The sequence below is a fragment of the Mesorhizobium erdmanii genome, from assembly GCF_013170725.1.
Lineage (GTDB): Bacteria > Pseudomonadota > Alphaproteobacteria > Rhizobiales > Rhizobiaceae > Mesorhizobium > Mesorhizobium erdmanii.
This window is the reverse complement of record NZ_CP033361.1, coordinates 3160132-3184840: the sequence shown is the minus strand read 5'-3', so window position 1 is coordinate 3184840 and position 24709 is coordinate 3160132. Positions and strand designations below refer to the sequence as shown.

Sequence of the window (24709 nt, the reverse complement as noted above, 5' to 3'; positions counted from 1 at the left end):
GGGGCAAAAATTCTCGCCGTCATTTGCACCGTGAGACTTCGCCCATGACGTTGCCGTCCTCGTCGACGACAGACAGTTTCTTGGCGTTCTTGGCGCTGCGCTTGATGGTGAAGGTCGCCGGCGACTTGCCGTCCTCACCTTCGGCTTCGCACTCCGCCTTCACCGTCAGCGAACCGTCGGCCTGAGCCTTCGTCTCGGTGAAGGTGCAGGCGCTGGCCGCCGTGATCAGCTCCTTGTCGGTCAAAAGCAGCATCTGATCGGCCGCGACCTCCTGGCCGTTCTTGTTGATGCAGCCATACTTGTCGCCATAAGGCTTGGACAGGTCGATGGCCGCGGCCGAGACCTGTCCGGCGGTCAGCACAGCCACCGCCGTAAGGGCGAGAAAAACAGTCCGCACCTCAGACCCCCGTCGCCGGGATGCCGGTGCGTTCCACCTTGCGCGGCGCTGTGATGTCTTTCCATGTCGACAGCGCCCGGTTGACCGCGGCGTTCGGCTCGCGGCCGACGAACTGGCCATGGCCGAGCTTGGCCTTGACCTCAGCTTCCTCGATCGACAGCTCGCCGCGCGAGAAGACGAAGCGCGGCAGGCCGGTCACCTCGACACCCTCGAAGACGTTGTAGTCGATGACCGACTGCTGCTTCTTCGAAGTGATGGTTTTCTTTCGCTTCGGATCCCAGACGATGATGTCGGCGTCAGCACCTTCGACGATGGCGCCCTTCCTCGGATACATGTTCAGGATTTTTGCGATGTTGGTCGAGGTCACCGCGACGAACTCGTTCATCGTCAGCCGTCCGGTGTTGACGCCCCGGGTCCACAGCACCGGCAGGCGATCCTCGAGACCGCCGGTGCCGTTGGGGATCTTGGTGAAATCGCCGACACCGAAACGCTTCTGCTTGGTGGTGAAGGCGCAATGGTCAGTCGCCACCACCTGCAACGACCCGGCCTGCAGGCCGGCCCACAGCGAATCCTGGTGCAGCTTGTTGCGGAAGGGCGGGCTCATCACGCGGCGTGCCGCATGGTCCCAGTCCTTGTCGAAGTACTCGCTCTCATCCAGCGTCAGGTGCTGGATCAGCGGCTCGCCGAACACCCGCATGCCCTTCTGCCGCGCCCGGCGGATGGCCTCGTGGCTCTGCTCGCAGGAGACATGCACGACATAGAGCGGCACGCCGGCCATGTCGGCGATCATGATGGCGCGGTTGGTCGCCTCGCCTTCCACTTCAGGCGGGCGCGAATAGGCGTGACCCTCGGGTCCGTTGTTGCCGGCGGCGAGCAGCTTCTGGGAAAGTGCGGCGACCACATCGCCATTTTCGGCATGCACCAGAGGCAGCGCGCCGAGATCGGCGCAGCGCTGGAACGACGCATACATCTCGTCGTCATCCACCATCAGCGCGCCCTTGTAGGCCATGAAGTGCTTGAACGAAGTGATGCCCTTGTCGACGACGGTGGCCATCTCGTCGAACACCTGCTTGCCCCACCAGGTGATCGCCATGTGGAAGGAGTAGTCGCAGGCGGCCTTCGACGTCTTGTTGTCCCACATCTGCAAGGCTTCGAGCAGCGATTGCTGCGGCGCCGGCAGGCAGAAATCGACCACCATCGTCGTGCCGCCGGCGAGCGCGGCCCGCGTGCCGGATTCGAAATCGTCGGCCGAATAGGTGCCCATGAACGGCATTTCAAGATGGGTGTGCGGATCGATGCCGCCGGGCATGACATAGCAGCCGGTGGCGTCGTACTCGTGATCGCCGTGCAGGTCCGAACCGATGGCGACGATCTTGCCGTGGCTGAACAGCACGTCGGCCTTCCAGCTGCGGTCGGCGGTGACGACGGTGCCGTTCTTGATGACTTTGGTCATTTTCTTGTTCCCTTGTTCTTTTCGCGCTTCTTTACGAGCGGCGTTTGAAAGGTAGACCTGTAAATTCACTCCACGATGACGGCCGTCTCCACCACCGCATGGAACAGCACGTCGGCGCCGGCCGATGCCCATTCCTTGGTGATCTCTTCAGCCTCGTTGTGTGACAACCCATCGACGCAGGGACACATCACCATAGCGGTCGGCGCGACGCGGTTGATCCAGCAGGCGTCGTGGCCTGCGCCGGAGACGATGTTGCGGTGCGTGTAACCGAGCCGGTCGGCGGCATCGCGGATCGCCTTCACGCAACCGGCATCGAAGGTCACCGGGTCGAAGGCGCCGACTTGCTCGACCTTGTACTGGATGTCGAGCGCGTCGCAGATCGTGTCGATGCCCTCGCGGATGCGGCCATCCATGGCGTCCAGCACTTCCTTTTCCGGCGACCGGATATCGATGGTGAAGACGGTGCGCCCGGCGATGATGTTGCGCGAGTTCGGAAACACTTCCATATGGCCGACCGCGCCGACGGCGTCCGGCTGGTAGTCCATGGCGATCTCGTGCACCAGTTCGATCACGCGAGCCATGCCGAGGCCGGCATTGCGGCGCTTGGGCATCGGCGTCGAGCCGGTATGCGCTTCCTTGCCGGTCAGCGTCACCTGCAGCCATTTCAGTCCCTGGCCATGGGTGACGACACCGATATCGATGTCTTCGTCCTCCAGGATCGGCCCCTGCTCGATATGCAGTTCGAAAAAGGCGTGGATCTTGCGATCGCCGACCTTCTCGGTGCCCTTCCAGCCGATACGTTCGAGTTCCTCGCCGAATTTCTTGCCCTGCTTGTCAGTATGTTCGTAGACATCGGCCTGCTCGAGCACGCCGGCGAACACACCCGACGCCATCATCGCCGGGGCGAAGCGCGAGCCCTCTTCATTCGTCCAGTTGGTAACGACGATCGGATGTTTCGTCTTGATGCCGAGATCGTTGAGCGAGCGCACCACTTCCAGCCCGCCGAGCACGCCGAGCACGCCGTCATACTTGCCGCCTGTCGGCTGGGTGTCGAGATGGCTGCCGACATAGACCGGGGGCAGGCTGGGATCGGTGCCTTCGCGGCGTGCAAACATGGTGCCCATTTCGTCAAGGCCCATTTCGAGACCGGCGGCCTCGCACCAGCGCTTGAACAGATGTCGGCCCTCGCCATCCTCGTCGGTCACCGTCTGGCGGTTGTTGCCGCCGGCAATGCCGGGGCCGATCTTCGCCATCTCCATCAGCGAATCCCACAAACGGTCTGAATTGATTCGCAGATTTTCGCCGGGTGCGGCCATTCTCTAAAACCTCATGGATTGCGGAGCGCCGACGTCCCCCTCCCCCTCGAGGGGAGGGTGGCCGCGAAGCGGTCGGGTGGGGTCGCCTGACATGAGCTCGACCTTCCCTTTGACCACCTGCGCAACATGCCACGCGCTGTTTATGACATCGGGCTCGTCAACACGAAAGATATCGAACCCGAGTGAACGCAGATATGCGTCACGGACAGCGTCGTGCCGTTTGCCTTTCTCATGCTCGTGCAGATCGCCATCCACCTCGACCACCAGCTTCACACCGAAGCAGGCAAAGTCGACGATGTACGGCCCGATCGGGCACTGACGGCGAAATTTTATTCCGATCGATTTGAGATCGCGCAACTCATACCAGAGCAAGGATTCGCCCTTGGTCGCGTGAACTCGGAGAGCGCGCGCCTTCTCGCGCATTTCGTAGCTCACGCGGGTGCGGGGCATCAGGAGCGACCTCGCGGCAAAAGATCAGGTCGGCGCCCAGTCGCACCGACCCCACCCGACCGCTTCGCGGCCACCCTCCCCTCGAGGGGGAGGGATATCCGCGCCCAGATCTTCAATCGATAGACCTCAAAACTTCACGCACATGGTCGATCAGTTCGTTGATCTGGCCCTTGGTGATGATCAGCGGCGGCGACAGCGCGATGATATCGCCGGTAGTGCGGATCAGCGCACCGCGCTCGAACGCCTTGACGAAGGCCGAGAAGGCCCGCTTCGTTGGGCTGCCGGCGATCGGCGCCAGCTCGATAGCCCCGATCAGGCCGATATTCCTGATGTCGATGACATGCGGCTCGCCCTTCAGCGAATGCAGCGCGTCTTCCCAATAGGGCGCCAGTTCTTCGCCACGCGTCAGCAGGCCCTCTTCCTTGTAGGTGTCGAGCGTGCCGAGTGCCGCCGCGCAGGCAATCGGATTGCCCGAATAGGTATAGCCGTGGAAGAACTCGATCATGTGCTCGGGGCCGGTCATGAAGGCGTCGTGGATCTCCTTCTTCACGAACACCGCGCCCATCGGGATGACGCCGTTGGAGACGCCCTTGGCGGTGGTCATGATGTCGGGCGTGACGCCGAAATAATCGGCCGCGAATGGCGCGCCGAGACGGCCGAAACCTGTGATGACCTCGTCGAAGATCAAAAGGATGCCGTGCTTGGTGCAGATTTCGCGCAGCTTCTCGAGATAACCCTTGGGCGGCAAGATGACGCCGGTGGAGCCGGCGACCGGCTCGACGATGACGGCGGCGATGGTCGACGCATCATGCAGGGCGACGATGCGCTCCAGCTCGTTGGCGAGCTCCGCGCCATATTCCGGCACGCCCTTGGAGAAAGCATTCTTCTCCGGCAAATGCGTGTGCGGCATATGGTCGACGCCGCCCAGCAGCGTGCCGAACATCTTGCGGTTGGTGACGATGCCGCCGACCGAGATGCCGCCGAAATTGACGCCGTGATAGCCGCGCTCGCGGCCGATCAGACGGGTGCGCGAGCCCTCGCCCTTCACCCGGTGATAGGCGATCGCCATTTTCAGCGCGGTCTCGACCGATTCCGAACCGGAATTGGTGAAGAAGACATGGTCCATGCCCTTGGGCGCGATGTCGACCAGCCGATTGGCCAGCTCGAACACGATCGGGTGCCCCATCTGGAAGGCCGGCGCATAGTCGAGCTCGGCGGCCTGGTGCTGGATCGCCTCGGTGATCTTGGGCCGGCAGTGGCCGGCATTGACGCACCACAGGCCGGCGGTGCCGTCCAGCACCTTGCGGCCGTCGCTGGTGGTGTAATGCATGTCCTTGGCGGACACGAACATGCGTGGCGCCTGTTTGAACTGCCGGTTTGCCGTGAACGGCATCCAGAATGCGCTGAGATCGTTCGGCGTGACTTTCAGCCGGTTGGACATGACCAAGACTTCCCCTTGTAATCTGTTTCGGTGCGTCCAACGCTTGGTCTTTGCGCTGTTTTCATGCTACGCAAATTTTTGACCGATTGGACAAACGTTAGCACCGCCCTGTCGGCGGTCAAGGGATTACTAGCGGAAATGCGGCTCCTGAAGTGCGTTCCACAGCCCGGAGAAAAACTGGTCCAGAGAATTGGTCCAGATGACCTTGAACGCCGGATCTGGCAATGGGAGGGCTGGCAACGGTGAACACCGGCACGGACGCCCCTCGCCGCACGCGCATCCAGCAGGAAAAGCGCGAGCTGATCCTGGAGGCGGCGCTCGAAGTGTTCTCCACCAACGGCTTCCGCGGCTCGACCATCGACCAGATCGCCGAAGCCGCCGGCATGTCGAAGCCGAACCTGCTCTATTACTTCCGCCGCAAGGAAGACATTCACGAGACATTGATGCAGCGCCTGCTCGACACCTGGCTGGCGCCGCTCAGGGAACTCGACGACATCGGCGATCCGATGACCGAACTCAGGAGCTACATCAGGCGCAAGCTGGAGATGGCGCGCGATTTCCCGCGCGAGAGCCGGCTGTTCGCCAACGAGATCCTGCAAGGCGCGCCGCGCATCATGCCGCTCTTGGCCGGCGAACTGAAGACGCTGGTCGACGAGAAGGCCGCGGTCATCAAGGGCTGGATGCGAGCCGGTAAGATCGCCCGCACCGACCCCTGGCATCTGATCTTCTCGATCTGGGCAACGACGCAGCATTATGCCGATTTTGACGTCCAGGTCCGCGCCGTGCTCGGACCAAACCGAGGCGGCGACGGCCGTTTCGAAGATGCGGCGCGGTTTCTGGAGCAGTTGTTTCTGGATGGGTTGAAGCCGAAGGGGTAGCGGCTCGTCAAGGCAGCTCGGGTTTGGCAGTTAGGACGATTGGTCGAGGGGCCCATCACTTCGTCATTCTAGGGCGAAGCGGAGTGCTGCGGCCAATATCGTCACGCGCTGCGTCGCTCGCCCGGAAGCTCGTCCAGCAATGTCCTCAACTTGGCAACCGAGTTCTGCTCGGCGAGCGGCGTGTAGACGATCAGTTTCATGTCCAAGCCGTCGTCGATCGACAGGCTCATATGCTCGAACACCATCGCGCCGGCGATCGGGTGACGCAGATGCTTCAGGCCGGACAGGCGGTGCACGACATCGCGCTGCGGCCACCATTCGTGGAATTCGGGGCTTGAGCGCATCATCAGCGCGATCAGCCGCTCGAAATCCGGATCGCCGACATATTTCGCGCTTTCGGCGCGGAAGGCGGCGAGAGTGGCGCGGGCCACCTGCTCCCAGTCGACCAGCAGATGCCGCCGGTGCGGATCGGTGAACACGCCGTGGATGATGTTGCGGGCATCGCCCTCGAGCAGGCCGTAATCGCCGAAAATGGCAACGGCCGCGTCGTTCCAGGCCAGCACATCCCAGCGCGGCCCGACGACATAGGCGGGCTGCAGGACCAGGCTCTGCAACATATGCAGCAAAGGCCCCTCGACCTTTGACGGCACGATGCGCCGCCGCTCCGGCTGCTGGCGGCCGGCGAGCGTGAAGAGATGCCGCTTCTCCGCCGGATCCAGCCGCAGTGCCTCGCTAAGCGCGGTCAACACCTCCACGGAAGGCCTGACATCCCTGCCCTGCTCCAGCCAGGTGTACCAGGTGGTGCCGACGCCGGCGATCATCGCCACCTCTTCGCGACGCAGGCCGGGCGTGCGGCGCCTGAGACCGGTCGTGATGCCGGTTGCCGCAGGCGTCAGCCTTTCGCGGCGCGAACGCAGGAAAGCGCCGAGTTCGCGTCGGCGGCTGTCTTCAGCGGAGTGAGTGGGAGCATCCATGATGGTTATTATAGCAGTATTGATACCAGGATAAAGTTTGAACTGTTTGAGATCAATCGGACGTCCCATCTTGCGTTCGGAGCAACAGACAGGAGGCTCCGGACATGGACCTGAAAGACAAGACAATCCTCATCACCGGCTCGACCGACGGCGTCGGCCGCGTCGTGGCACTTAGGCTGGGTGCCGCCGGCGCCCGCGTGCTGGTGCATGGCCGCGACGCTGCGCGCGGCAAGGCTGCCGTCGCCGAAATCGAAGCCGCCGGCGGCAAGGCCGAGTTCTTCGCCGCCGACCTCGCCGCCCTGGCCGAGGTGCGCCGCCTCGCCGGGGCCGTGCGCGCCCGAACGGACCGGCTCGACATCCTCATCAACAATGCCGGCATCGGCACGGCTGGCGCCAAACGACAGATCAGCGCCGATGGCTATGAACTGCGCTTCGCCGTCAATTATCTCGCCGGCTTCCTGCTGACCTCGGAGCTACTCCCGCTGCTGAAGGCCAGCGTACCGGCGCGCGTCGTCAATGTCGCCTCGGCCGGCCAGCAGGCGATCGACTTTAGCGATGTCATGCTGACCCATGGCTATAGCGGCGTGCGCGCCTACTGCCAGAGCAAGCTGGCGCAGATCCTGTTCACCGTCGATCTGGCCGAACTGTTGAAAGGCACCGGGGTCACCGTCAACGCGTTGCATCCGGCCAGCTACATGAACACCACCATGGTCAGGCAGGCCGGCGTGACACCATGGAGTTCGGTCGAAACCGGCGCCGAAGCCATCGTCAACCTCGCCACCTCATCCGCCCTCGAAGGGCGCAGTGGCCTCTATTTCGATGGCCTGCGCGAATCCCGCGCCGACGCCCAGGCTTACGACGCCGGGGCACGACAGCAATTGCGAAGCCTGAGCCTCGACCTTGTCGGGCTGGTTTCATCAAGATCGAAGGAACAACACTCATGAGCGACAAAACGGAACACACGGTCATCATCGGCGGCTCATCCGGCATCGGCCTCGCGACCGCGCGAAAACTGCTTGGTCCCGGCATGAAGGTGACGATCACCGGCCGCAGCCAGGACAAGCTCAACAGCGCCTGGAAGGGCCTTGGCGGCGCCGCCGACAAGGCAGCCTTCGATGCGTCGAAGCCGGATGAGGCGCGCCAGTTCTTCGAGCGTCTCGGTCCGTTCGACCACCTGGTTCTGGCGGCGAGCGGTGGCAAGGGCCTTGGCCCGTTCGAGACCCTCGACCTTGCCGACATCGGCAGCGGCGTGGAGGAGAAAGTACGGCCGCAACTGTCCTGCCTGCAACTGGCCCTGCCGACGCTCAACAGATCGGGCTCCGTCACCTTCATATCGGCGGTGTCGGCGCAGGCCGCCATGCCCGGTATCGCTGGCATCGGCGCCATCAACGGCATGCTGCTGACGGTGGCTCCCATCCTGGCGGTCGAACTGAAGCCGTTGCGCGTCAATGTCGTGGCGCCCGGCGTCATCGACACGCCATGGTGGGACTTTTTACCCGAAGGGCAGCGTCAGGCGGTGTTTGCCGAATATGCCGACAAAACCCCGGTCGGCCGCATCGGCCGCGCCGAGGACGTCGCATCGGCGATAGCCTTCCTCGTCTCCAACGGCTTCATGACCGGCCAGGTTTTGACCTGTGATGGCGGCCTGCGGTTCGCCGCCTGACTGCGACCTTCAGAGCGACTGCGCGATCAGCGTCAAAAACCCACCGCCCAGCGCGACATTGCCGACGAAGCCGTTGATGCGTGCTGCCCGGTCGGGGCCCTGATGGTCCCAGAAATTGTGGAACATCGGCGTGGCGGCGATGAGGAACAGCACCAGCACCGCGCAGGCCAGCGCGGTCCACAGGCCGGCCATGACCATGGCGCCGGCAATGACCTGGAGCACGATGCCGGCCCCCAGCGCCAGCCGCGCCCGCGGCACGCCGCGCGCAGCCATCAGCCCGGTGAGGAAAGCCGCGTTCTGGATGTTGCGCAGGCCGGCGACGACGAAAGCACCACCGAGCAGCAGGCGGCCGAGAAACAACAAGGTCCAAGGCAAATCGACAGGCACAAAACGCTCCCTTGAAAAGGAAAGCGCCGCCTCCTCGGCGGCGCTCCCATCGCGATGGAAAATCAGGCCGCCTTGGCCGCCGGCATCGGATGAATGGCGTGGAACGGAATGCAGAGCCGGTTCCAGGTGTTGATCATGCCGAGCGCAACCGACAGCTTGACCAGTTCCTCTTCCGAGAAATGCTCCAGCGTGCGCGCATAGAGCTCATCCGACACGCCATTGTTGGCGATCAAGGTCACCGCCTCGGTCCAGGCCAGGGCGGCGCGCTCACGCTCCGAAAACAGCGGCGATTCCTTCCAGGCCGCGACGAGATAAAGCCGCTGCTCGGTCTCGCCGTCGCGCCTCGCCTCGCGGCTGTGCATCTCGACGCAATAGGAACAGCCATTGATCTGCGAGGCCCGGAGCTTGATCAAATGCAGCAGGCCGACCTCCAGCCCGCATTCGTCGACCGCCTTGTTGAGTGCCGACACCGCCTTCATGATTTCGGGGGCCTTGGCGAAAAATTGCATCCTCTGTTGCATCGCTTTTCCTTTCATGTCTGCTTTGGGTTTCGCGGGTTCGAACTGGATTTCTGCGGCCGTTGGTGGCGCGCAACGAAGGCGCAGCTCGCGGCAAAGGATCTGGGATCGCCCTCCGCCGCGTATTCCGCGACGATGTCGGACAATCTGGTTTCGGCCAGCGCTGCACGATAAGCGCGCTCGGCCCTGAGCATCGCTGCATTGATGCCGCAGGGTTTGACATAGGCCGAGGCATCGATCTTGACTGGACCGTTGCGGCGTATCTCGCCGCAGCGAAATGCCGGCTCGCGCCCTTCCACGGCGAGCACGAGATCGAGCAGCGTTATGCGTTCGGCAGGCTTTGCCAGCCTGTAGCCACCCGCCGGCCCCGGCACCGATTCCAGGATGCGCGCTGTCGTCAGCATATTGAGATGCTTCAACAGATAGCTCGGTGACAGGCCGAAGGATTCCGCCAGCGCGGCGCCTGGCATGGTGCTGTTGCCGTCGACGCTGGCCAGCGTGGCCGCGCAGTGGATGGCCGCTTCAACGCCCTCGCCCAGCTTCATGGTGCCGATCTCCCATTCATGGATATGAATTATCATGGATAAACAATATCCGCAATAAAGGAATGCGGCATTCGCCAGCGGTCGGAGCGACAATACGTTGACGATTGGCGAAATCGGCGAGATAGCGTCTTTCTCCCCGTCCCTATACGGGGAGAAATGCCCGGCAGGGCAATGAGGGGCAGCGCGAACTTATGCCGTCGTGGCCGCCATGCAACATCGCCCAGTATGGACATACAGGGCGATTGAGCTAAATCGGCGACGACAACGCCTACTCCGCCGCCATCTCCGTCAGACGGACGGCTCCCACGCACCAATCAGATGCGACGCTTCATGATGCCCCGGCCACGGAGGCATTGAGATGCAGATGAACTTGAAGGGCGTGTCACCGACGTTTCTGTATTGAAAGGCGGTGCCAACCGGTATGTCGACAGACACTCCGGGCACGAGCGCCGTCACACGCTCTTCCGTCTCGTCCCTTCGCCAGATTTCTCCCGCTCCCTCCAACACATACCAGAACTCGCTGACCGTCGCGTGAACCGTTGCCTTGTTGATCTGACGAGGCGGCACGGTGCTGTGGATCATGTTCCCAGCAGTGCCGTCCATGATGAAACGGATATCTGCCCCTGCGGGTGATTTTGCGTCAGGCGCGGAAGAAAGAGTGGTTTCTTTCACGGGACATTCCTCAAGTTGAACAGGTTGGAAGTGCGTCCGTTGTTGGCACATTTCGGCGGTCTATCCGACGGACGTCACGAACCGCCCCACCGCCTAAATCGTCGACAACAAATCCTACTCCGCCGCCACCTTGGCCATCGGGTTGTTCGGATGTGTCGTCCAGTTGGCGTAGACCGGCGACACCGGCTTGCCGGTGCGTTCATCCATCGCGCCGGCGGCCAGCGGCTCCATGGTGATGCAATTGTCGACGGGGCAGACGTTGACGCACAAATTGCAGCCGACGCACTCGGCCTCGATCACCTCGAAATGCCTGACGCCGTTGACCATGTTGGTTATCGCCTGATGCGAGGTGTCCTCGCAGGCGATGTGGCAGCGGCCGCATTTGATGCAGGCGTCCTGGTCGATATGCGCCTTGGCGACATAGTTGAGGTTGAGATACTGCCAGTCGGTGACGTTGGGAGTGGCGCGGCCGATGACGTCGTCGAGCGTGCGGTGGCCCTTCTCGTCCATCCAGTTTTCGAGGCCAGCGATCATCTCCTGCACGATCTTGAAGCCGTAGGTCATCGCCGCCGTGCACACCTGCACATTGCCGGCGCCAAGCGCCAGGAATTCGGCCGCGTCGCGCCAGGTGGTGATGCCGCCAATACCCGAGATCGGCAGGCTGCGTGTTTCCGGATCGCGCGCGATCTCGGCCACCATGTTCATGGCGATCGGCTTCACCGCCGGACCGCAATAGCCGCCATGCGAGCCCTTGCCGTCGATGGTCGGCATCGGCGCGAAACTGTCGAGGTCGACGCCGGTGATCGAATTGATGGTGTTGATCAGCGACACGGCATCCGTTCCGCCCGCGTGCGCGGCCCGCGCGGGCTTGCGGATGTCAGTGATGTTGGGCGTCAGCTTGGTGATGACAGGCATGCGCGTATACTGCTTGCACCAGCGCACCACCATTTCGATATATTCCGGCACCTGGCCGACGGCCGCGCCCATCCCGCGTTCCGACATGCCGTGGGGGCAGCCGAAATTGAGCTCGATGCCGTCGGCGCCGGTCTCCTCGACCAGCGGCAGGATGGCTTTCCAGCTCGCCTCTTCGCAGGGAACCATGATCGAAGCGATCAGCGCGCGGTCGGGCCAGTCCATCTTGACCTGCTTCATCTCGCGCAGATTGGTCTGCAGGTCGCGATCGGTGATCAGCTCGATATTGTTGAGGCCGAGCAGCCGGCGGTCGGCGCCCCAGATCGCGCCGTAGCGCGGGCCGTTGACGTTGACGACCGGCGGGCCTTCCTCGCCCAGCGTCTTCCATACCACACCGCCCCACCCTGCCTTGAAGGCTCGGATGACGTTGTAGGCCTTGTCGGTCGGCGGCGCCGAGGCCAGCCAGAACGGATTTGGCGATTTGATGCCGACGAAATTGTTGCGGATATCTGCCATGACAGGTCCCTTTCAGCCGAGACGAAGAAGCAGTTCGACGGGTGCGAGAATGCCGCCTTCAAGCGCGGCGGTGAGATTGGCGATCTTGGTGCGGGCATCCTCGCCCATGACGAGGCCGACGCCGGGCGGCGGCTTTCGGCCGTCGGCCTGCGCGGCAGCCATCCGCGCTCGCATCGTGGCGAAGAACTCGACGGCAAAGGCGCCACGCGGCCGCTCCGATGTCACCGAGAAGCCCGCCGCGGTGGCGGCCGATCGATAGTCGTCGGGCGTAGCGACGAAAGACATGGTTTCGTCAGAGGCCCATGGCAGTGGATAGGTCAGCGCGCCGGCCTTCAGCCGCATCACATCGTAGACGGCAAAGACGCCGCCCGGCCGCAACACGCGCGCGGCCTCGCTCATCAGCTTCGCCTTGTCGGGCAGGTTCATGCCGACATGCAGGATCATGGCCGCATCGAAACTGGCATCGCCGAACGGCATGTCCAGCGCGCTGCCTTGCACGAAGTGGGTCCTGTCCGCCATTCCCGTGCGCTTCGACAGGCTGGTCGCGACATCGACATAGCTTTGCGTCAGGTCGATGCCGGTGACATCGGCCTCGGCACTGTTGGCGACAAACCGGGCTGGACCGCCAATGCCCGATCCGATGTCAAGCAGCCTGGCTGTCGGCTTCAAACCCATCTGGTCAAGCAGTTCCCTGGTGGCGGCGACGCCGCCAATGTGGAATTCGTCGACTGCTTCGAGATCGCTGACGCGCAGATGGGCAACGTCCACGCCAGTATCGGCGAGTGCGGCAAGTATCCGCTCTTCAAGCCCCGATATGTCGTAGTGACGGGCAATGCCCGGTTCCACCGTGCTCATGACCCTTATCCCTGCGTCAGACTCCTGTGGATGCTCTCGGCCGCGTCGCGCCCCTGCGCCACTGCCGACACGGTCAGGTCGTCGCCGCCAAAGATGCAGTCGCCGCCGGCCCAGACCTTGGCCAGCGAGGTGCGCCCTTCCCCGTCGACCTTGATGCGGCCGGCATCAAGCTCGATCGACGCGCCGCTGCCGTTGAGGGCGGCCGGAACAAAACTCTGGCCGATCGCCTTGAACACCTGGTCGGCGGTGAGCGTCAGCGTCTCGCCCGTGCCGGCAAGCTTGTCGCCGTTGAGTGCCGTGTATTCGAGTTCGATGGCGCTGACCTTGCCGCCTTCGGCAATTACCCGCTTCGGCTGCAGCCAGTGGCGGATGGTGACGCCGTTAGCGGCGGCAAGATCCTGCTCGAACTCCGACGCGTTCATGTGCTCCTGGCCACGCCGGTAGCAGATCGTCACCTCCTCGGCACCGAGCAGCTTCGATTGCACGGCGGCGTCGATCGCCGTCATGCCGCCGCCGATGACGACGACGCGCCGGCCGACCGGCAGGCCGGAAAGATCGCTGGCCTGGCGCAGCTCGGCGATGAACTCCACCGCGTTGGTGACGCCGTCGGCATCCTCGCCATCGGCGCGCAGCGCGTTGACGCCGCCAAGCCCCATGCCGAGGAACACGGCGTCGTAATTGCGCATCAGGTCGGAGAGCTGGTAATCGCGGCCAAGCGCCTTGCCATTCTGGATGTCGATGCCGCCGATCGCCGTGACATAGTCGACCTCCGCCTGGGCAAAATTGTCGACGCTCTTATAGGCGGCGATGCCATATTCGTTGAGGCCGCCCGCCTTGGGCCGCGCCTCCAGTATGGTCACGTCATGGCCATGGCGGGCGAGCCGATGAGCGGCGGCAAGGCCGGCCGGACCGGCGCCGACCACGGCGACCGTCTTGCCCGTCGGCGCGGCGCGCGGATAGAACTGCTTGTTCTCGGCCATGGCGACATCGGTGGCGTAGCGCTGCAGGCGGCCGATCTGCACCGGCTTGCCTTCCGCCACCTCGCGCACGCAGACTTCTTCGCAGAGCGTCTCTGTCGGACAGACGCGGGCGCACATGCCGCCAAGGATATTCTGGTCGAAGATGGTCTTGGCCGAACCGATCGGATTGCCGGTCGAAATCTGCCGGATGAACAGCGGGATGTCGATCGAGGTCGGGCAGGCATTCATGCACGGCGCGTCGTAGCAGAAATAGCAGCGGTCGGATTCGACCAGCGCCTCGTGATGATCGAGCGGCGGATGCAGGTCGGAAAAATTGTCCGCGTACTGTTCGGCCGCAAGCCGGCCGCCGACGATACCTTCCTTGAACTGGCCTTCTGGCATTGTCAGTTCCCCATGTTTTCGTTTTGGGGAAGGCTAGCACGTTTTATTTTTTTATCAATTGGTCAATTTTCGGCGCAAGTCCCTGAAAAGGCTAGATAAAAATATGATTTTTTTACTCATGTTATGCGACGGTCGACCGCTCCTGCCGGGACGGGAAGTTCTCGTCGACCGGCCGGCCATGAAGGGCGCGAACTTCATCCGCCACCAGTTGCTGCAGCCGCCACAGATTGCGGTCGCGGATGCCGAACGCTTCGAGATGGCTGACCGTGTTGTAGAGATATTCGGCGCCGGAGCCGATATGGCCGCAGGCCCTGGCCAATATGCTGGCCACCTTGTCCAGCGGCTGGCCCGGTGACGTTCCCCGCCCTTTAACCCCGACCCAGAAGCCGAGCGCCCGCAGCGCGCCCTGCGTGGTATGCACCGGCAGCCATCTGACCGAGCTGATGCTCTCATGGTCGCTGATCTCGCGCCGCAGCAGCCTTTCGACCTGAGCCGGCTTTTCGCCCTCCGGCAAGCGGTAGATCACGCCGTTGCAGCGTCCGCCGCGTTCGAGCGCCATCATCAATCCCGGCTGCGCGGCAGTGCCGCGCCAGCGCACCATGTCGAGGCAGAAGGAGCGGTGCCAGCCGAAGGCTGTGGCGAGCCGTTGCTCGACCGAATCGAATTCCGGCTTCCAGATCAGCGAGCCATACGCAAACACCCAGAGCGGTCCCTCGTCGGCTTCACCGGCGAGCCTCACGGCCAGCGCCTTGAAATCCTCATCGTTCAGCTCCGTCCAGCTTGGGTCCGGGCCGGGATCGACCTCTTCCCTGTGGCACAGTGCGACAAGCTCCGGCGTGAGCGACATAAGGCGCATGAAACGACCCCCTTGCCGTACAGAAATCGAAAACAGCGGAGCACGCAACCGGCTAACGCATGTCATGGACAGACATTATTGTTCGGGCGCTTGTCGGATTTCCGCCGCCCGGATCGTCCTGGGGTGGATCGGACAACGATCGATGCTTGAACGGTGAGGAGACCGACCATGCCGAAATCCCCGATGCCCTTTTTCTGGTACGAGCTGATGACGTCAGACCTCGACGCCGCCGAGGCCTTCTACACCAAGGTTGTCGGCTGGACGGCGCAGCCCTTCGACAAGTCGCCCGGTATGCCGCGCTACGTCGTCATGAATGTCGGCGAGCGTGGCGTCGGCGGCCTGATGACGATGCCCGACGATGTCAAGAAGATGGGCGCACCGCCGGCGTGGCTCGGCTATATCCATACCAAGGACGTGGACGCCGCGACGAAATCGTTGAAAGCGGCCGGCGGTGGCGTCCACTGCGAACCCAGCGACATTCCGGGCGTCGGCCGCTTTGCCGTCGTCGCCGATCCGCAAGGTGCGACCTTCATGTTCCTGCAACCGAACGGCCCCGACCAGCCCGGCGTGCCGGCCAGCACACCTGGCCATATCGGCTGGCATGAGCTCTACACCACCGATTGGAAGGCCGCGTTCGACTTCTATTCCGGCCAGTTCGGCTGGGCCAATGCCGGCGATTTCGACATGGGCCCGATGGGCATCTACCAGACCTTCACCGCAGGCGCCGAATCCGGCGGCGGCATCATGAACAAGCCCGCGCAGATTCCAGTGCCGGTCTGGCAGTTCTATTTCAACGTCACCGGCATCGACGCTGCCGCGAAACGCGTCACCGACAATGGCGGCAAGATCCTGATGGGACCGATGGAGGTCCCCGGCGGCAGCTGGATTGTGCAATGCCAGGATCCTCAAGGCGCGCATTTCGCCTTGATGGCGCCGGTGCGGTAAGCGCCTCCAGAAAACTTGAAGCTGGCGATCCTTGGCGCCCCCCTCTGTCCTGCCGGACATCTCCCCCACTTGGGGGGAGATTGGCTGTCCTGCAGACTTTCGCCAATCTCCACGTTGAAAAGAAGGCGGCAGCGCCAAAGCTGCCAATCTCCCCCCTTGTGGGGGAGATGGCCGGTAGGCCAGAGGGGGGCGCTGTCCCGCTGACCTTTGCTTTTTTGAACGATGTCTCGTGAGGCTATTCCGGCGTCAGCACCGCGACCTTCAGCTCAGCCTTTTTCGCGCCGCTGAACTGCACGGTGGCCGGGCCGGCCGCAAGCTTGAAGCGCACGCTCTTGCGGATGCCGGGGCAGGTCTTCACACCGCTATAACCGGCCGATTTCACGGCCTTGCCATCCTGGATGACATCAATCCAGGCCTCGCCCGACAGGCTGATCTGGATGGCGCCTTCGCTCGGCACCTCAACGCTGGCGACGGCACCGAACGTGCCCTCCGCCGGTGCGCGCTCGGGCGGCATCGCAAAACCGGCTTTCTCGGCCGGCACCAGGGCCAGATCAGCGGCGGCCCCCACCGCCAGTGTCGCTCCAGCCGGCGTTGCGGGCGCCGCGACAAACAGCGCCTGTTCCCGCGTCACCGGCCATTTGAAGGCCTCGCAACCGGCGTCCTCGGCCACGGCCAAGCCGGTGCCTGCAAGCAATGCAAAGAGGCTGACAATGACTTTTTTCATAACAACAAGACTTTCATGGCAAGGGAACCGAAAGGTTTAGAGCGTCCATATTTATACAACCATGGCGATATTAATGCAACCCTGACGAGAACAATATGAGAGGGCATACTGGGGAACATTTCCAATCACCGATTGTTGATGGTCAGCCACGGGAAGTGAATGGTCCATCGCCGGGCGATAATCTATCGCCGAGCCGAGGGGGTGAAAATTGGAGTTTTAGATGAAGCTTTTTGAGGGCCTTGTCAGATACCAGCCGCAGGCGCTCGGCGTGCTGCGCATCATGACCGCGCTGCAGTTCATCGAGCATGGCAGCCAGAAACTGTTCAACTTCCCCGTCAGCGCCCAGCCTCACGCCCTCACCGGGCTGACGACGGCCGCCGGCATCCTCGAATTCGCCGGCGGCATCCTCTTGGCGCTTGGCCTGTTCACGCGGCCCGTCGCGTTCCTGCTGGCCGGCGAAATGGCTATCGCCTATTTCATGGCGCACATGCCGCGTGACTTCTTCCCGGTCAACAACAGCGGCGACGCGGCGATCTCGTTCTGCTTCATTTTCCTCTATCTGGTGTTCGCCGGCGCCGGTGCGTTTGCGCTCGACAGCCGCGACAAGGCTTGATGCAGGATGCGGGGGTGAGAGTTCACCCCCGCATCCGTTCGAAATTCGCGTCGAACAGCGGCGTCGACTGGATCCGCGCCACGTGGCGCTTGCCCAGCAACTCGATTTCGAAGCCCTCACTCTCGTCGGCGATTTCCTTCGGCACATAGCCGACGGCGACGGATTTCTTCGAATGATGAGCGTAGCCGCCTGACGTCACCCAGCCACGCACCGCGCCATCGAACCAGATCGGTTCGTCGCCGATGACATCGGCATCGTCGGCGTCGACAATGAAGGTACGCAGCCGCAGCTTTCCGCCCTGCTTGCGCTCGGCCAATGCCGCCGACTTGCCGATAAAGTCCGCATCCTTGCCATAGGCGACGAAACGGTCGAGCCCGGCTTCGAGCGGCCCGTAGATCGGCCGGTATTCGCGTCCCCATGAGCCGTAGTTCTTCTCCAGCCGCAGCGCATTGAGCGCGCGCGAGCCGAACAGGCCGATGCCGAATTCCTCGCCCGCCGCCATCAGCGCGTTGAATGCCGCACGCTGGTATTCCGGCGCCACCCAGATCTCGTAACCGAGATCGCCGGTGTAGCTGACGCGGCCGACAAGGCACGGCGCCATGCCGATATCCATCTTCGCCACCGCCATGAACGGGAAGGCGGCGTTGGAAACGTCGGCGCGGCTGACCTTGGCCAGCACCTCGCGCGCCTTCGGCCCGGCAATGGCAAGACCTGTGAGCCTCGCCCCCAGCGCCTCGATATGGACCGAGCCGTCCTTGGGCAGATGCGCCTCGAACCAGCGCATGTGATACTGCTCGGCAATGCCGGAGCCGGCGACAAACCATTCATGGTCATCGATGTTGGCAAGCGTGAAATCGCCGATCAGCTTGCCGTCGTCCTTCAGCATCGGCGTCAAGGTCATACGGCCGCGTTTGGGCAGCTTGCAGGCAAGCATGCGGTCGAGCCATCCGGCCGCCCCCTCGCCCGTCACCTTGTATTTGGCGAAGCTCGAAATCTCCGCCAGGCCGACACGCTCGCGAACCGTCGCGACCTCTTTTGCGACATGGGAAAAATCGCTGGAACGCCGCCAGGAGAACTCGTCCTTGATGCCTTCCGGCGCATACCACAGCGGTACTTCCAGCCCATAGGCGACGCCCCACTGCGCGCCCCTGGCCGATAGAAGGTCGTAGACCGGGGTGGTCTTCAGCGGCCGCCCGGCGGGCAATTCCTCATTGGGGAAGCGGATCGAGAAGCGCCTGGAATAGTTCTCGCGCACCTTGGCGTTGGTGTAGGCCATCGTTGCCCAGTCGCCATAGCGCGCCACGTCCATCGCCCAGATATCGGCGCCCGGATCGCCTTCGATCATCCAGTTGGACAGCGCCAGCCCGACGCCGCCGCCCTGGCTGAAACCAGCCATGACGCCGCAAGCGACCCAGAAGCCAGGCAGGCCGCGCACCGGGCCGACCAGCGGGTTGCCGTCCGGCGCGAAGGTGAAGGGCCCGTTGATGATCTGCTTGATGCCGGTCTTCTCGAAGGCCGGGAAATGGCGGAAGCCGACTTCCAGTGACGGCGCGATGCGGTCGATATCGGGCGCCAGCAGTTCATGGCCGAAATTCCACGGCGTCTGGAACTCGGACCAGACCTTGTTGGCCTTTTCGTAGGTGCCCATCAGCATGCCGCCGCGCTCCTGGCGCAGATAGAGTTCGCCATCGAAATCGACCGCATGGATGATCTCGGTGCCGGTCTTGGCATTCCAGGCCGCGACCTCCGGCATGTCCTCGGTGATCAGGTACATGTGCTCCATGGCCAGCACAGGCAGTTCCAACCCCACCATGCGGCCGACCTCGCGCGCCCACAGGCCGCCGGCATTGACGACATGCTCGGCCACCACCTCGCCCTTGTTGGTGATGACGCGCCACATGCCGTCGGGCCGACGCACGATGTCCTCGACCTTGGTGAAGCGCTCCACCTCGGCCCCAAGCTTGCGCGCGGCCTTGGCATAGGCATGGGTGACCCCGGATGGATCGAGATGGCCGTCCTCCTTGTTGCGCACCGCGCCGACGAATTGGCTGGGATCGATCAGCGGCATCAGTTCGGCCGCCTCCTTGGCCGAGATCACCTCCAGGTCGATGCCGAGATAGCGTCCCTTGGCGACGACGCCGCGCAACCAGTCCAGCCGCGCCTCGGTCGCCGCCAGCAGCACGCCGCCGGTCAGGTGCACGCCTGTCGCCTGGCCCGACAGTTCCTCGATCTCCTTGTAGAGGCTGATCGTGTATTTCTGCAGCTTGGCGACGTTGGGGTCGCCATTGATCGTGTGCATGCCGCCGGCCGCGTGCCAGGTCGAGCCCGAGGTCAGTTCGTCGCGCTCCAGAAGCACCACGTCGGTCCAGCCATGGCGGGCGAGATGGAACAGCACGGAACACCCGACGACACCGCCGCCAATGACCACGACCTTTGCATGCGATTTCATCAGTTTTTCTCGTCAGTTCAGTGAGTTAGGGAGATGAAGTGAATCGAAAAAGCAGCGCCAGGCACGCCTCTCTGGGCGCCTCGCGTCACGGCTCGCCCTGCCCGATGGCTTCCTTGCGCCTGGCGACATAGGCCTCCAGCGCCTCGCGCACGGCGATGTCCATCGCCGGTTCGACATAATCTTCCAGCGCCTTCTTCCACAGCCGTGTCGCGCGCGCGGTCGTATCAAGGCCGCCGGCCTCCTGCCACGCCTCGAAATTCTGCCAGTTGGAGAGCATCGGCTGGTAGAATGCGGTGGCGTAACGTTCCAGCGTGTGCGGCTCGCCGAAGAAATGGCCGCCGGTCGGCACCGCGCCCAGCGCCTCGACGGCAAGCTCGGCTTCGTCGACCACGATCGGCCGCAGGAACTCCATCATGTGCTGGATCATCTCGACATCGATGATGAGCTTTTCGAACGACGCCGTCAGCCCGCCTTCCTGCCAGCCGGCGGCATGATAGACCAGATTGCCGTGGCCAAGCACCGCGCCCCACAGCGCCATCAGCGTCTCATAGGCGCCTTGCGCGTCCGCCACGTTGGAGGCCGAGCCTGGCGTCGTCCGGTAAGGCAGGCCATAGCGCCGCGCCAATTGTCCCGAGGCGATGTTGGCCTTGGTGTTTTCAGGCGTGCCGAAGGCCGGCGCGCCCGACTTCATGTCGACATTGGAAGTGAAGGCACCATACATCACCGGCGCCCCCGGCCGCACCAGTTGCGTCAGCACGACGCCGAACAGCGCCTCGGCATTCTGCTGCGCCAGCGCGCCCGCCAGCGTCACCGGGCTCATCGCTCCCATCAGCGTGAACGGCGTCACCGCCACCGATTGGCCGAATTCGGCCATGGTCATCAGCCCCTCGGCCATCATCTCGTCGAAGCGGCGCGGCGAGTTGACCGAGATGATGGTGGCGATGCCCGGATCGTCGCGCAACTGGTCCAGCGTCAGCCCGCGCGCGATCGCCATCATCTCGACGCCGTCCAGCGCCCTGCCCCGGCCGATCGCCGAGACATGGAAGCTCTTGTCGGTCAGCGTCAGATTGGTGAAATAGGTGTCGAGATGACGGGAATTGGCCGGCAGCTCGACCGGCGCGCAGACCTGGTTGCCGAGCATGTGGACGCAGTTGAAATGCTGCGCCAGCCGGGTGAGATCGGCATAGTCGCGCAAATTGCCGGCACGGCGGCCGCGCTCCATGTCATGCACATTGGGCGGCCCGGCAACGAGCGTGAAGTTGATGGTGTTGCCGCCGAGATGGATCGTGTTGGCCGGGTTGCGTGGCGTCAGCGTATAGCTGGACCGCGTCGTCTTCAGCGCCTCGTCGACCATGCCGCGATCGATGCGGACATTGGCCGAGGCATGATCGACCACGGCACCCGCCCTCTCGAACAGCGACAGCGCCCGCGGGCTCATCACCTCGATGCCGAAATTCTCCAATATATGCATCGACGCCTGGTGGATCGCGTCGATCTGGTCGGGCGCTAGCAACGCCATCGGCGGATAGGGATTGGTCACGCGCCTGGTCGGCAGCTGCGGGATGGGCGCTGGACCCCTGTTGCTGGTGCGCTCGGCGCCGCGCTTGCGTCTTGGTTCGTTCATGGCGGGCATCAAAGCCTCGGCAAACCGGCCAAGCTGTCAGAAATACGCCGTCGCCAGGCGTGATTTTAGCCAAGGCGGCATTTCTCGAATATCAATTTATAAAAACCGACAAACCGCGTCGGATTATCAATACGGCTTTTTCCCGAACATTCGAGCCGATGCAGCATTAACGAACACAGCAAGATTCCTTTTATGATTTCGGCCTATTGCTCATCCGATGCGTAGGTCGAGTTTTAGTAAAATTGTAGCGGTTGGCGTGCTTCTGGCTCTTTCGGCCTGCGCGACCGCGCCCAGCCACATCAACAATGTCTGTGCCGTCTTTGACCAGAATGACGGCTGGTTCGACAACTGGCAGTCGGCGGCCGAGCGCACGCAACAGAAATACGGCATACCCGTGCCAGTGCTGATGGCGACGGTACGCAAGGAATCCGGCTTCAAGAGCAATGCCCGGCCGCCGCGCACCAAACTGCTCGGCTTCATTCCGTGGAAGCACGTCTCGTCGGCCACCGGCTTCTCGCAGGCGCTCGACGGCACCTGGTCGCAATATCAACGCGAAACCGGCAACTGGGCGGCGCGGCGCACGAAATTCGCCGACGCCGTCGATTTCGTCGGCTGGTACCATTCCAAGACCGCGGAAACATACGGCGTCGCCCGCAACGACACCTACAATCTCTATCTCGCCTACTATCTCGGCTGGACCGCCTATGGCCGCGGCAACCGTGGCGACGCCGGCGTACAAGGCTACGCCCGGGCTACCGACAAGATGGCCCGCGATTATGATGCGCAGCTAAGGCAGTGCGGGGGCTAAGTCCCTGCCTGGCTCAATGCCGCCTAGTTGTATCCTTCGGCTTTGAAACGCCGGTTTCCGAACTCTCATCGCGGACTTCGTGACGACGGGCGCGCATGCCGGCCTGGCTCTCCTCGACATCCTCGCCGAGCTGGTCAGCCTTCAAATTTCCCTTTTTGCCGCGCGGCCGATTGGGCGGCGTTCCGACAAGGCCAGGCCCGGTCCCATGCGGTGCATCGGCCGGCACGCCTTCATGCGCGGCATGGTCCTTGTCGAACTTGATCACCGGCTCCATCTTCGCCAGCACGTCGTCGGCCAGCCAGCACAGGCTCATATGGCCGTCGCCGAGGTTCTTGACCGGCGGCACCTTGGTCTCGCACAGATTGTCCGGAACCAGCTTCTTGTAGCCGCAGCGTGTCTGGAACGGGCAGCCGGATGGCGGGTTCATAGCCGAGGGGATATCGCCCTCCAGCACGATATGTTTCTTGATCACGCTGGTGTCGGCGATCGGGATCGCCGACAAAAGCGCCTCGGTGTAGGGGTGATAGGGCGGCGCGAAGATCTGGTCGGTCGTGCCCTGCTCGACGATATAGCCGAGATACATGACGACGACGCGGTCGGCGATGTAGCGGACAACAGACAGATCGTGGCTGATGAACAGCATCGTCGTCTTGTTCTTGCGCTGGATGTCCATCAACAATTCGGTCACCGCCGCCTGCACCGACACGTCGAGTGCCGAGACCGGCTCGTCGGCCACCACCACCTTGGCGTCGCCGGCAAAGGCCCGCGCCACGCCGATGCGCTGCTTCTGGCCACCGGAGAGCTGGCGCGGCTTGCGCGTTTCGAAGGCGCGCGGCAGCTTCACCAGGTCGAGCAGCTCCAGCATGCGCTTGCGTCGGTCGGCGACCGTCTTGCCGACATTGAATTTCTCGAGCGTGCGGATGATCTGCGCCCCGACCGAATGGCTGGGGTTCAGCGTATCGAAGGGGTTCTGGAACACCATCTGGATCGACGACACCGTGTCGACGCTACGGCTTTCGATGCCCGTCGACTGGATTTCCTTGTTGCCCAGCGAAACTTTGCCGGAGCTTGCCGTCTCCAGCCCGAGCAGCACCTTGGCCAGCGTCGACTTCCCGCAGCCGGATTCGCCGACGATGGCCACGGTCTCGGATTCGCGCGCCATGAAGGAGATGGTCTCGTTGGCCTTGACGACACGGCCTTCGCTCGAACCGAACACCTCGCTGCCGCCGACCTTGTAGTACTTCCGCAGGTCCTCGATCTTGAGCACCGGCGCGCCGGGCACGACCTTCTCGTTGACCTTCTTGGCCCCGGGCGGCAGCGCCTCCCAGTCGATCTCGTTGAAGCGCACGCAGCGCGAGAAGTGACCTTCGTGGCCGGCGACCTCGACCATCGGGATTTCGGCGGCGTTGCAGACGCCCTCGACGAAATGGTGGCAGCGCGGACCGAAATTGCAGCCCTTCGGCCGCTCATGCGGCAGCGGCAACTGGCCCGGAATGGCAATCAGCGGCCGCGAATTCTTGTCGGCGCCCGGAAGCGGGATCGAACGGAACAGCCCTTGCGTGTACGGATGGCGCATCCGGTCGAAGACGTCCTTGATCTTGCCGGTCTCGACCGCCTCGCCCGAATACATCACCGTGATCTTGTCGCAGGTCTCGAGGATGAGGCCGAGATTGTGCGACACGAAGATCATCGAGGTGCCGAACTTCTCGCCGAGCCCCTTGACCAGTTCGACGATACCGGCTTCCACCGTCACGTCGAGCGCCGTTGTCGGCTCGTCGAGCAGAAGCAGTGCCGGCTTCGACAGCAGCGCCATGGCGATGACGATGCGCTGCTGCTGGCCGCCGGAGAGCTGGTGCGGATAGGAGCGCATCATGCGCTCTGGATCGGGCAGCTTGACCGAGCGCACCATTTCCAGCGCCCTCGAACGGGCCTCTTCCTTCGACACCTTGTCGTGGATCAGCGGCACTTCCATCAATTGCTGGCCGATCTTCATCGCCGGATTCAGGCTCGCCATCGGCTCCTGGTAGATCATGGCGATCTTGTTGCCGCGGATGCTACGCAGCTCCTCTTCGGAGAGCTCGCCCATGTCCTTGCCCTGGAACTTGATCTTGCCGCCGACGATCTTCCCGATGTTGGAGAGGTCGCGCATGATGCCGAGCGACACGGTCGACTTGCCGCAGCCGGATTCGCCGACGATGCCCATCGCCTCGCCCGGCATGACCGTGCAGGAAAAATCCATGACGGCAGGGATTTCGCCCTTGCGGGTGAAGAAGGAGATCGACAGGTTTTCGATCTCGATGATCGGCCCGTTGGTCGGCTTGGCCGGATTTCGAACTGCCTCGTTCATGGGTC

25 protein-coding genes are annotated in these 24709 nt (G+C 63.2%); 7 read left to right on the top strand and 18 right to left on the bottom strand.

The window, feature by feature from the left end:
• Positions 1-19 precede the first annotated feature (19 nt).
• From EB233_RS15455 to aptA, 5 genes are all read right to left on the bottom strand, one after another.
• Positions 20-397: a hypothetical protein gene (locus EB233_RS15455; protein ID WP_064988125.1), complete on the bottom strand. Its 378-nt coding sequence runs from the start codon at positions 395-397 to the stop codon at positions 20-22.
• Between the two features lies 1 nt (position 398).
• Complete coding sequence (hydA, locus tag EB233_RS15450) at positions 399-1850, bottom strand: dihydropyrimidinase (protein ID WP_064988124.1); 1452 nt, start codon at positions 1848-1850, stop codon at positions 399-401.
• A gap of 65 nt (positions 1851-1915) precedes the next feature.
• Positions 1916-3166: a Zn-dependent hydrolase gene (locus tag EB233_RS15445; RefSeq protein WP_064988123.1), complete on the bottom strand. Its 1251-nt coding sequence runs from the start codon at positions 3164-3166 to the stop codon at positions 1916-1918.
• A 3-nt stretch (positions 3167-3169) separates the two neighbouring features.
• On the bottom strand, positions 3170-3616 hold the full coding sequence (locus tag EB233_RS15440; RefSeq protein WP_064988122.1) for an endonuclease domain-containing protein: 447 nt from the start codon (positions 3614-3616) through the stop codon (positions 3170-3172).
• Between the two features lie 112 nt (positions 3617-3728).
• Positions 3729-5057 (bottom strand): omega-aminotransferase AptA, encoded by a 1329-nt coding sequence (gene aptA / locus EB233_RS15435; protein ID WP_064988121.1) that lies wholly within the window; start codon positions 5055-5057, stop codon positions 3729-3731.
• Positions 5058-5281: 224 nt separating this feature from the next.
• Here aptA and EB233_RS15430 point away from each other — a divergent pair, with 224 nt between their 5' ends.
• The gene (locus EB233_RS15430) at positions 5282-5935 is read left to right on the top strand and encodes a TetR family transcriptional regulator C-terminal domain-containing protein (protein WP_064988120.1); all 654 of its coding nucleotides are present in this window, start codon (positions 5282-5284) and stop codon (positions 5933-5935) included.
• A 101-nt stretch (positions 5936-6036) separates the two neighbouring features.
• On the opposite strand, the gene EB233_RS15425 is transcribed toward EB233_RS15430, so the two are convergent.
• Positions 6037-6909 (bottom strand): helix-turn-helix transcriptional regulator, encoded by an 873-nt coding sequence (locus EB233_RS15425; RefSeq protein ID WP_064988119.1) that lies wholly within the window; start codon positions 6907-6909, stop codon positions 6037-6039.
• 104 nt (positions 6910-7013) lie between these two features.
• Here EB233_RS15425 and EB233_RS15420 point away from each other — a divergent pair, with 104 nt between their 5' ends.
• Together EB233_RS15420 and EB233_RS15415 are read left to right on the top strand one after the other, a co-directional pair.
• Positions 7014-7853: an SDR family NAD(P)-dependent oxidoreductase gene (locus tag EB233_RS15420; RefSeq protein WP_064988118.1), complete on the top strand. Its 840-nt coding sequence runs from the start codon at positions 7014-7016 to the stop codon at positions 7851-7853.
• A complete protein-coding gene (locus EB233_RS15415; RefSeq protein ID WP_064988117.1) occupies positions 7850-8572 on the top strand; it encodes an SDR family oxidoreductase in 723 nt (240 codons plus the stop codon). The genes EB233_RS15420 and EB233_RS15415 overlap by 4 nt, the downstream gene beginning before the upstream one ends.
• A 9-nt stretch (positions 8573-8581) precedes the next feature.
• On the opposite strand, the gene EB233_RS15410 is transcribed toward EB233_RS15415, so the two are convergent.
• The 8 genes from EB233_RS15410 to EB233_RS15375 form a co-directional block, all read right to left on the bottom strand.
• Positions 8582-8959, bottom strand: coding sequence for a DoxX family protein (locus tag EB233_RS15410; protein ID WP_064988116.1), 378 nt, complete (start codon positions 8957-8959; stop codon positions 8582-8584).
• Positions 8960-9021: 62 nt separating this feature from the next.
• Positions 9022-9480 (bottom strand): carboxymuconolactone decarboxylase family protein, encoded by a 459-nt coding sequence (locus tag EB233_RS15405; RefSeq protein WP_027051041.1) that lies wholly within the window; start codon positions 9478-9480, stop codon positions 9022-9024.
• An 11-nt stretch (positions 9481-9491) separates the two neighbouring features.
• On the bottom strand, positions 9492-10022 hold the full coding sequence (locus EB233_RS15400; protein WP_064988780.1) for an RrF2 family transcriptional regulator: 531 nt from the start codon (positions 10020-10022) through the stop codon (positions 9492-9494).
• Between the two features lie 288 nt (positions 10023-10310).
• Complete coding sequence (locus EB233_RS15395) at positions 10311-10694, bottom strand: cupin domain-containing protein (protein ID WP_064988779.1); 384 nt, start codon at positions 10692-10694, stop codon at positions 10311-10313.
• 114 nt (positions 10695-10808) lie between these two features.
• Entirely contained in the window at positions 10809-12122 is a 1314-nt protein-coding gene (gene preA / locus EB233_RS15390; RefSeq protein WP_064988115.1) for an NAD-dependent dihydropyrimidine dehydrogenase subunit PreA, read from the bottom strand.
• Between the two features lie 12 nt (positions 12123-12134).
• Positions 12135-12977, bottom strand: coding sequence for a class I SAM-dependent methyltransferase (locus tag EB233_RS15385; protein WP_064988114.1), 843 nt, complete (start codon positions 12975-12977; stop codon positions 12135-12137).
• Between the two features lie 5 nt (positions 12978-12982).
• Positions 12983-14338, bottom strand: coding sequence for an NAD(P)-dependent oxidoreductase (locus EB233_RS15380; protein ID WP_064988113.1), 1356 nt, complete (start codon positions 14336-14338; stop codon positions 12983-12985).
• A gap of 121 nt (positions 14339-14459) precedes the next feature.
• On the bottom strand, positions 14460-15194 hold the full coding sequence (locus tag EB233_RS15375) for a gamma-glutamylcyclotransferase (RefSeq protein WP_064988112.1): 735 nt from the start codon (positions 15192-15194) through the stop codon (positions 14460-14462).
• Positions 15195-15362: 168 nt separating this feature from the next.
• Between EB233_RS15375 and EB233_RS15370 the strand changes: the two genes are divergently transcribed.
• Positions 15363-16139 carry a VOC family protein gene (locus EB233_RS15370; protein ID WP_064988111.1) on the top strand — a complete coding sequence of 259 codons (777 nt, stop codon included), beginning with the start codon at positions 15363-15365 and terminating at the stop codon, positions 16137-16139.
• Between the two features lie 235 nt (positions 16140-16374).
• On the opposite strand, the gene EB233_RS15365 is transcribed toward EB233_RS15370, so the two are convergent.
• Entirely contained in the window at positions 16375-16863 is a 489-nt protein-coding gene (locus EB233_RS15365) for a hypothetical protein (RefSeq protein WP_064988110.1), read from the bottom strand.
• Between the two features lie 220 nt (positions 16864-17083).
• On the opposite strand from EB233_RS15365, the gene EB233_RS15360 reads away from it, so the two are divergent.
• Positions 17084-17476, top strand: coding sequence for a DoxX family protein (locus tag EB233_RS15360; RefSeq protein ID WP_064988109.1), 393 nt, complete (start codon positions 17084-17086; stop codon positions 17474-17476).
• A gap of 22 nt (positions 17477-17498) precedes the next feature.
• Here EB233_RS15360 and EB233_RS15355 read toward each other — a convergent pair whose 3' ends face one another.
• Together EB233_RS15355 and EB233_RS15350 are read right to left on the bottom strand one after the other, a co-directional pair.
• Positions 17499-19925 carry a GcvT family protein gene (locus EB233_RS15355; protein WP_064988108.1) on the bottom strand — a complete coding sequence of 809 codons (2427 nt, stop codon included), beginning with the start codon at positions 19923-19925 and terminating at the stop codon, positions 17499-17501.
• 85 nt (positions 19926-20010) lie between these two features.
• Positions 20011-21549: a trimethylamine methyltransferase family protein gene (locus EB233_RS15350; RefSeq protein WP_064988777.1), complete on the bottom strand. Its 1539-nt coding sequence runs from the start codon at positions 21547-21549 to the stop codon at positions 20011-20013.
• Here EB233_RS15350 and EB233_RS15345 point away from each other — a divergent pair.
• Entirely contained in the window at positions 21548-21745 is a 198-nt protein-coding gene (locus EB233_RS15345; protein ID WP_155765286.1) for a hypothetical protein, read from the top strand. The genes EB233_RS15350 and EB233_RS15345 overlap by 2 nt on opposite strands.
• 21 nt (positions 21746-21766) lie before the next feature.
• Positions 21767-22357, top strand: coding sequence for a transglycosylase SLT domain-containing protein (locus EB233_RS15340; RefSeq protein ID WP_064988107.1), 591 nt, complete (start codon positions 21767-21769; stop codon positions 22355-22357).
• Between the two features lie 13 nt (positions 22358-22370).
• On the opposite strand, the gene EB233_RS15335 is transcribed toward EB233_RS15340, so the two are convergent.
• Positions 22371-24704, bottom strand: a complete 2334-nt coding sequence (locus EB233_RS15335) for a dipeptide ABC transporter ATP-binding protein (RefSeq protein ID WP_027051029.1) — start codon at positions 24702-24704, stop codon at positions 22371-22373.
• Positions 24705-24709 lie beyond the last annotated feature (5 nt).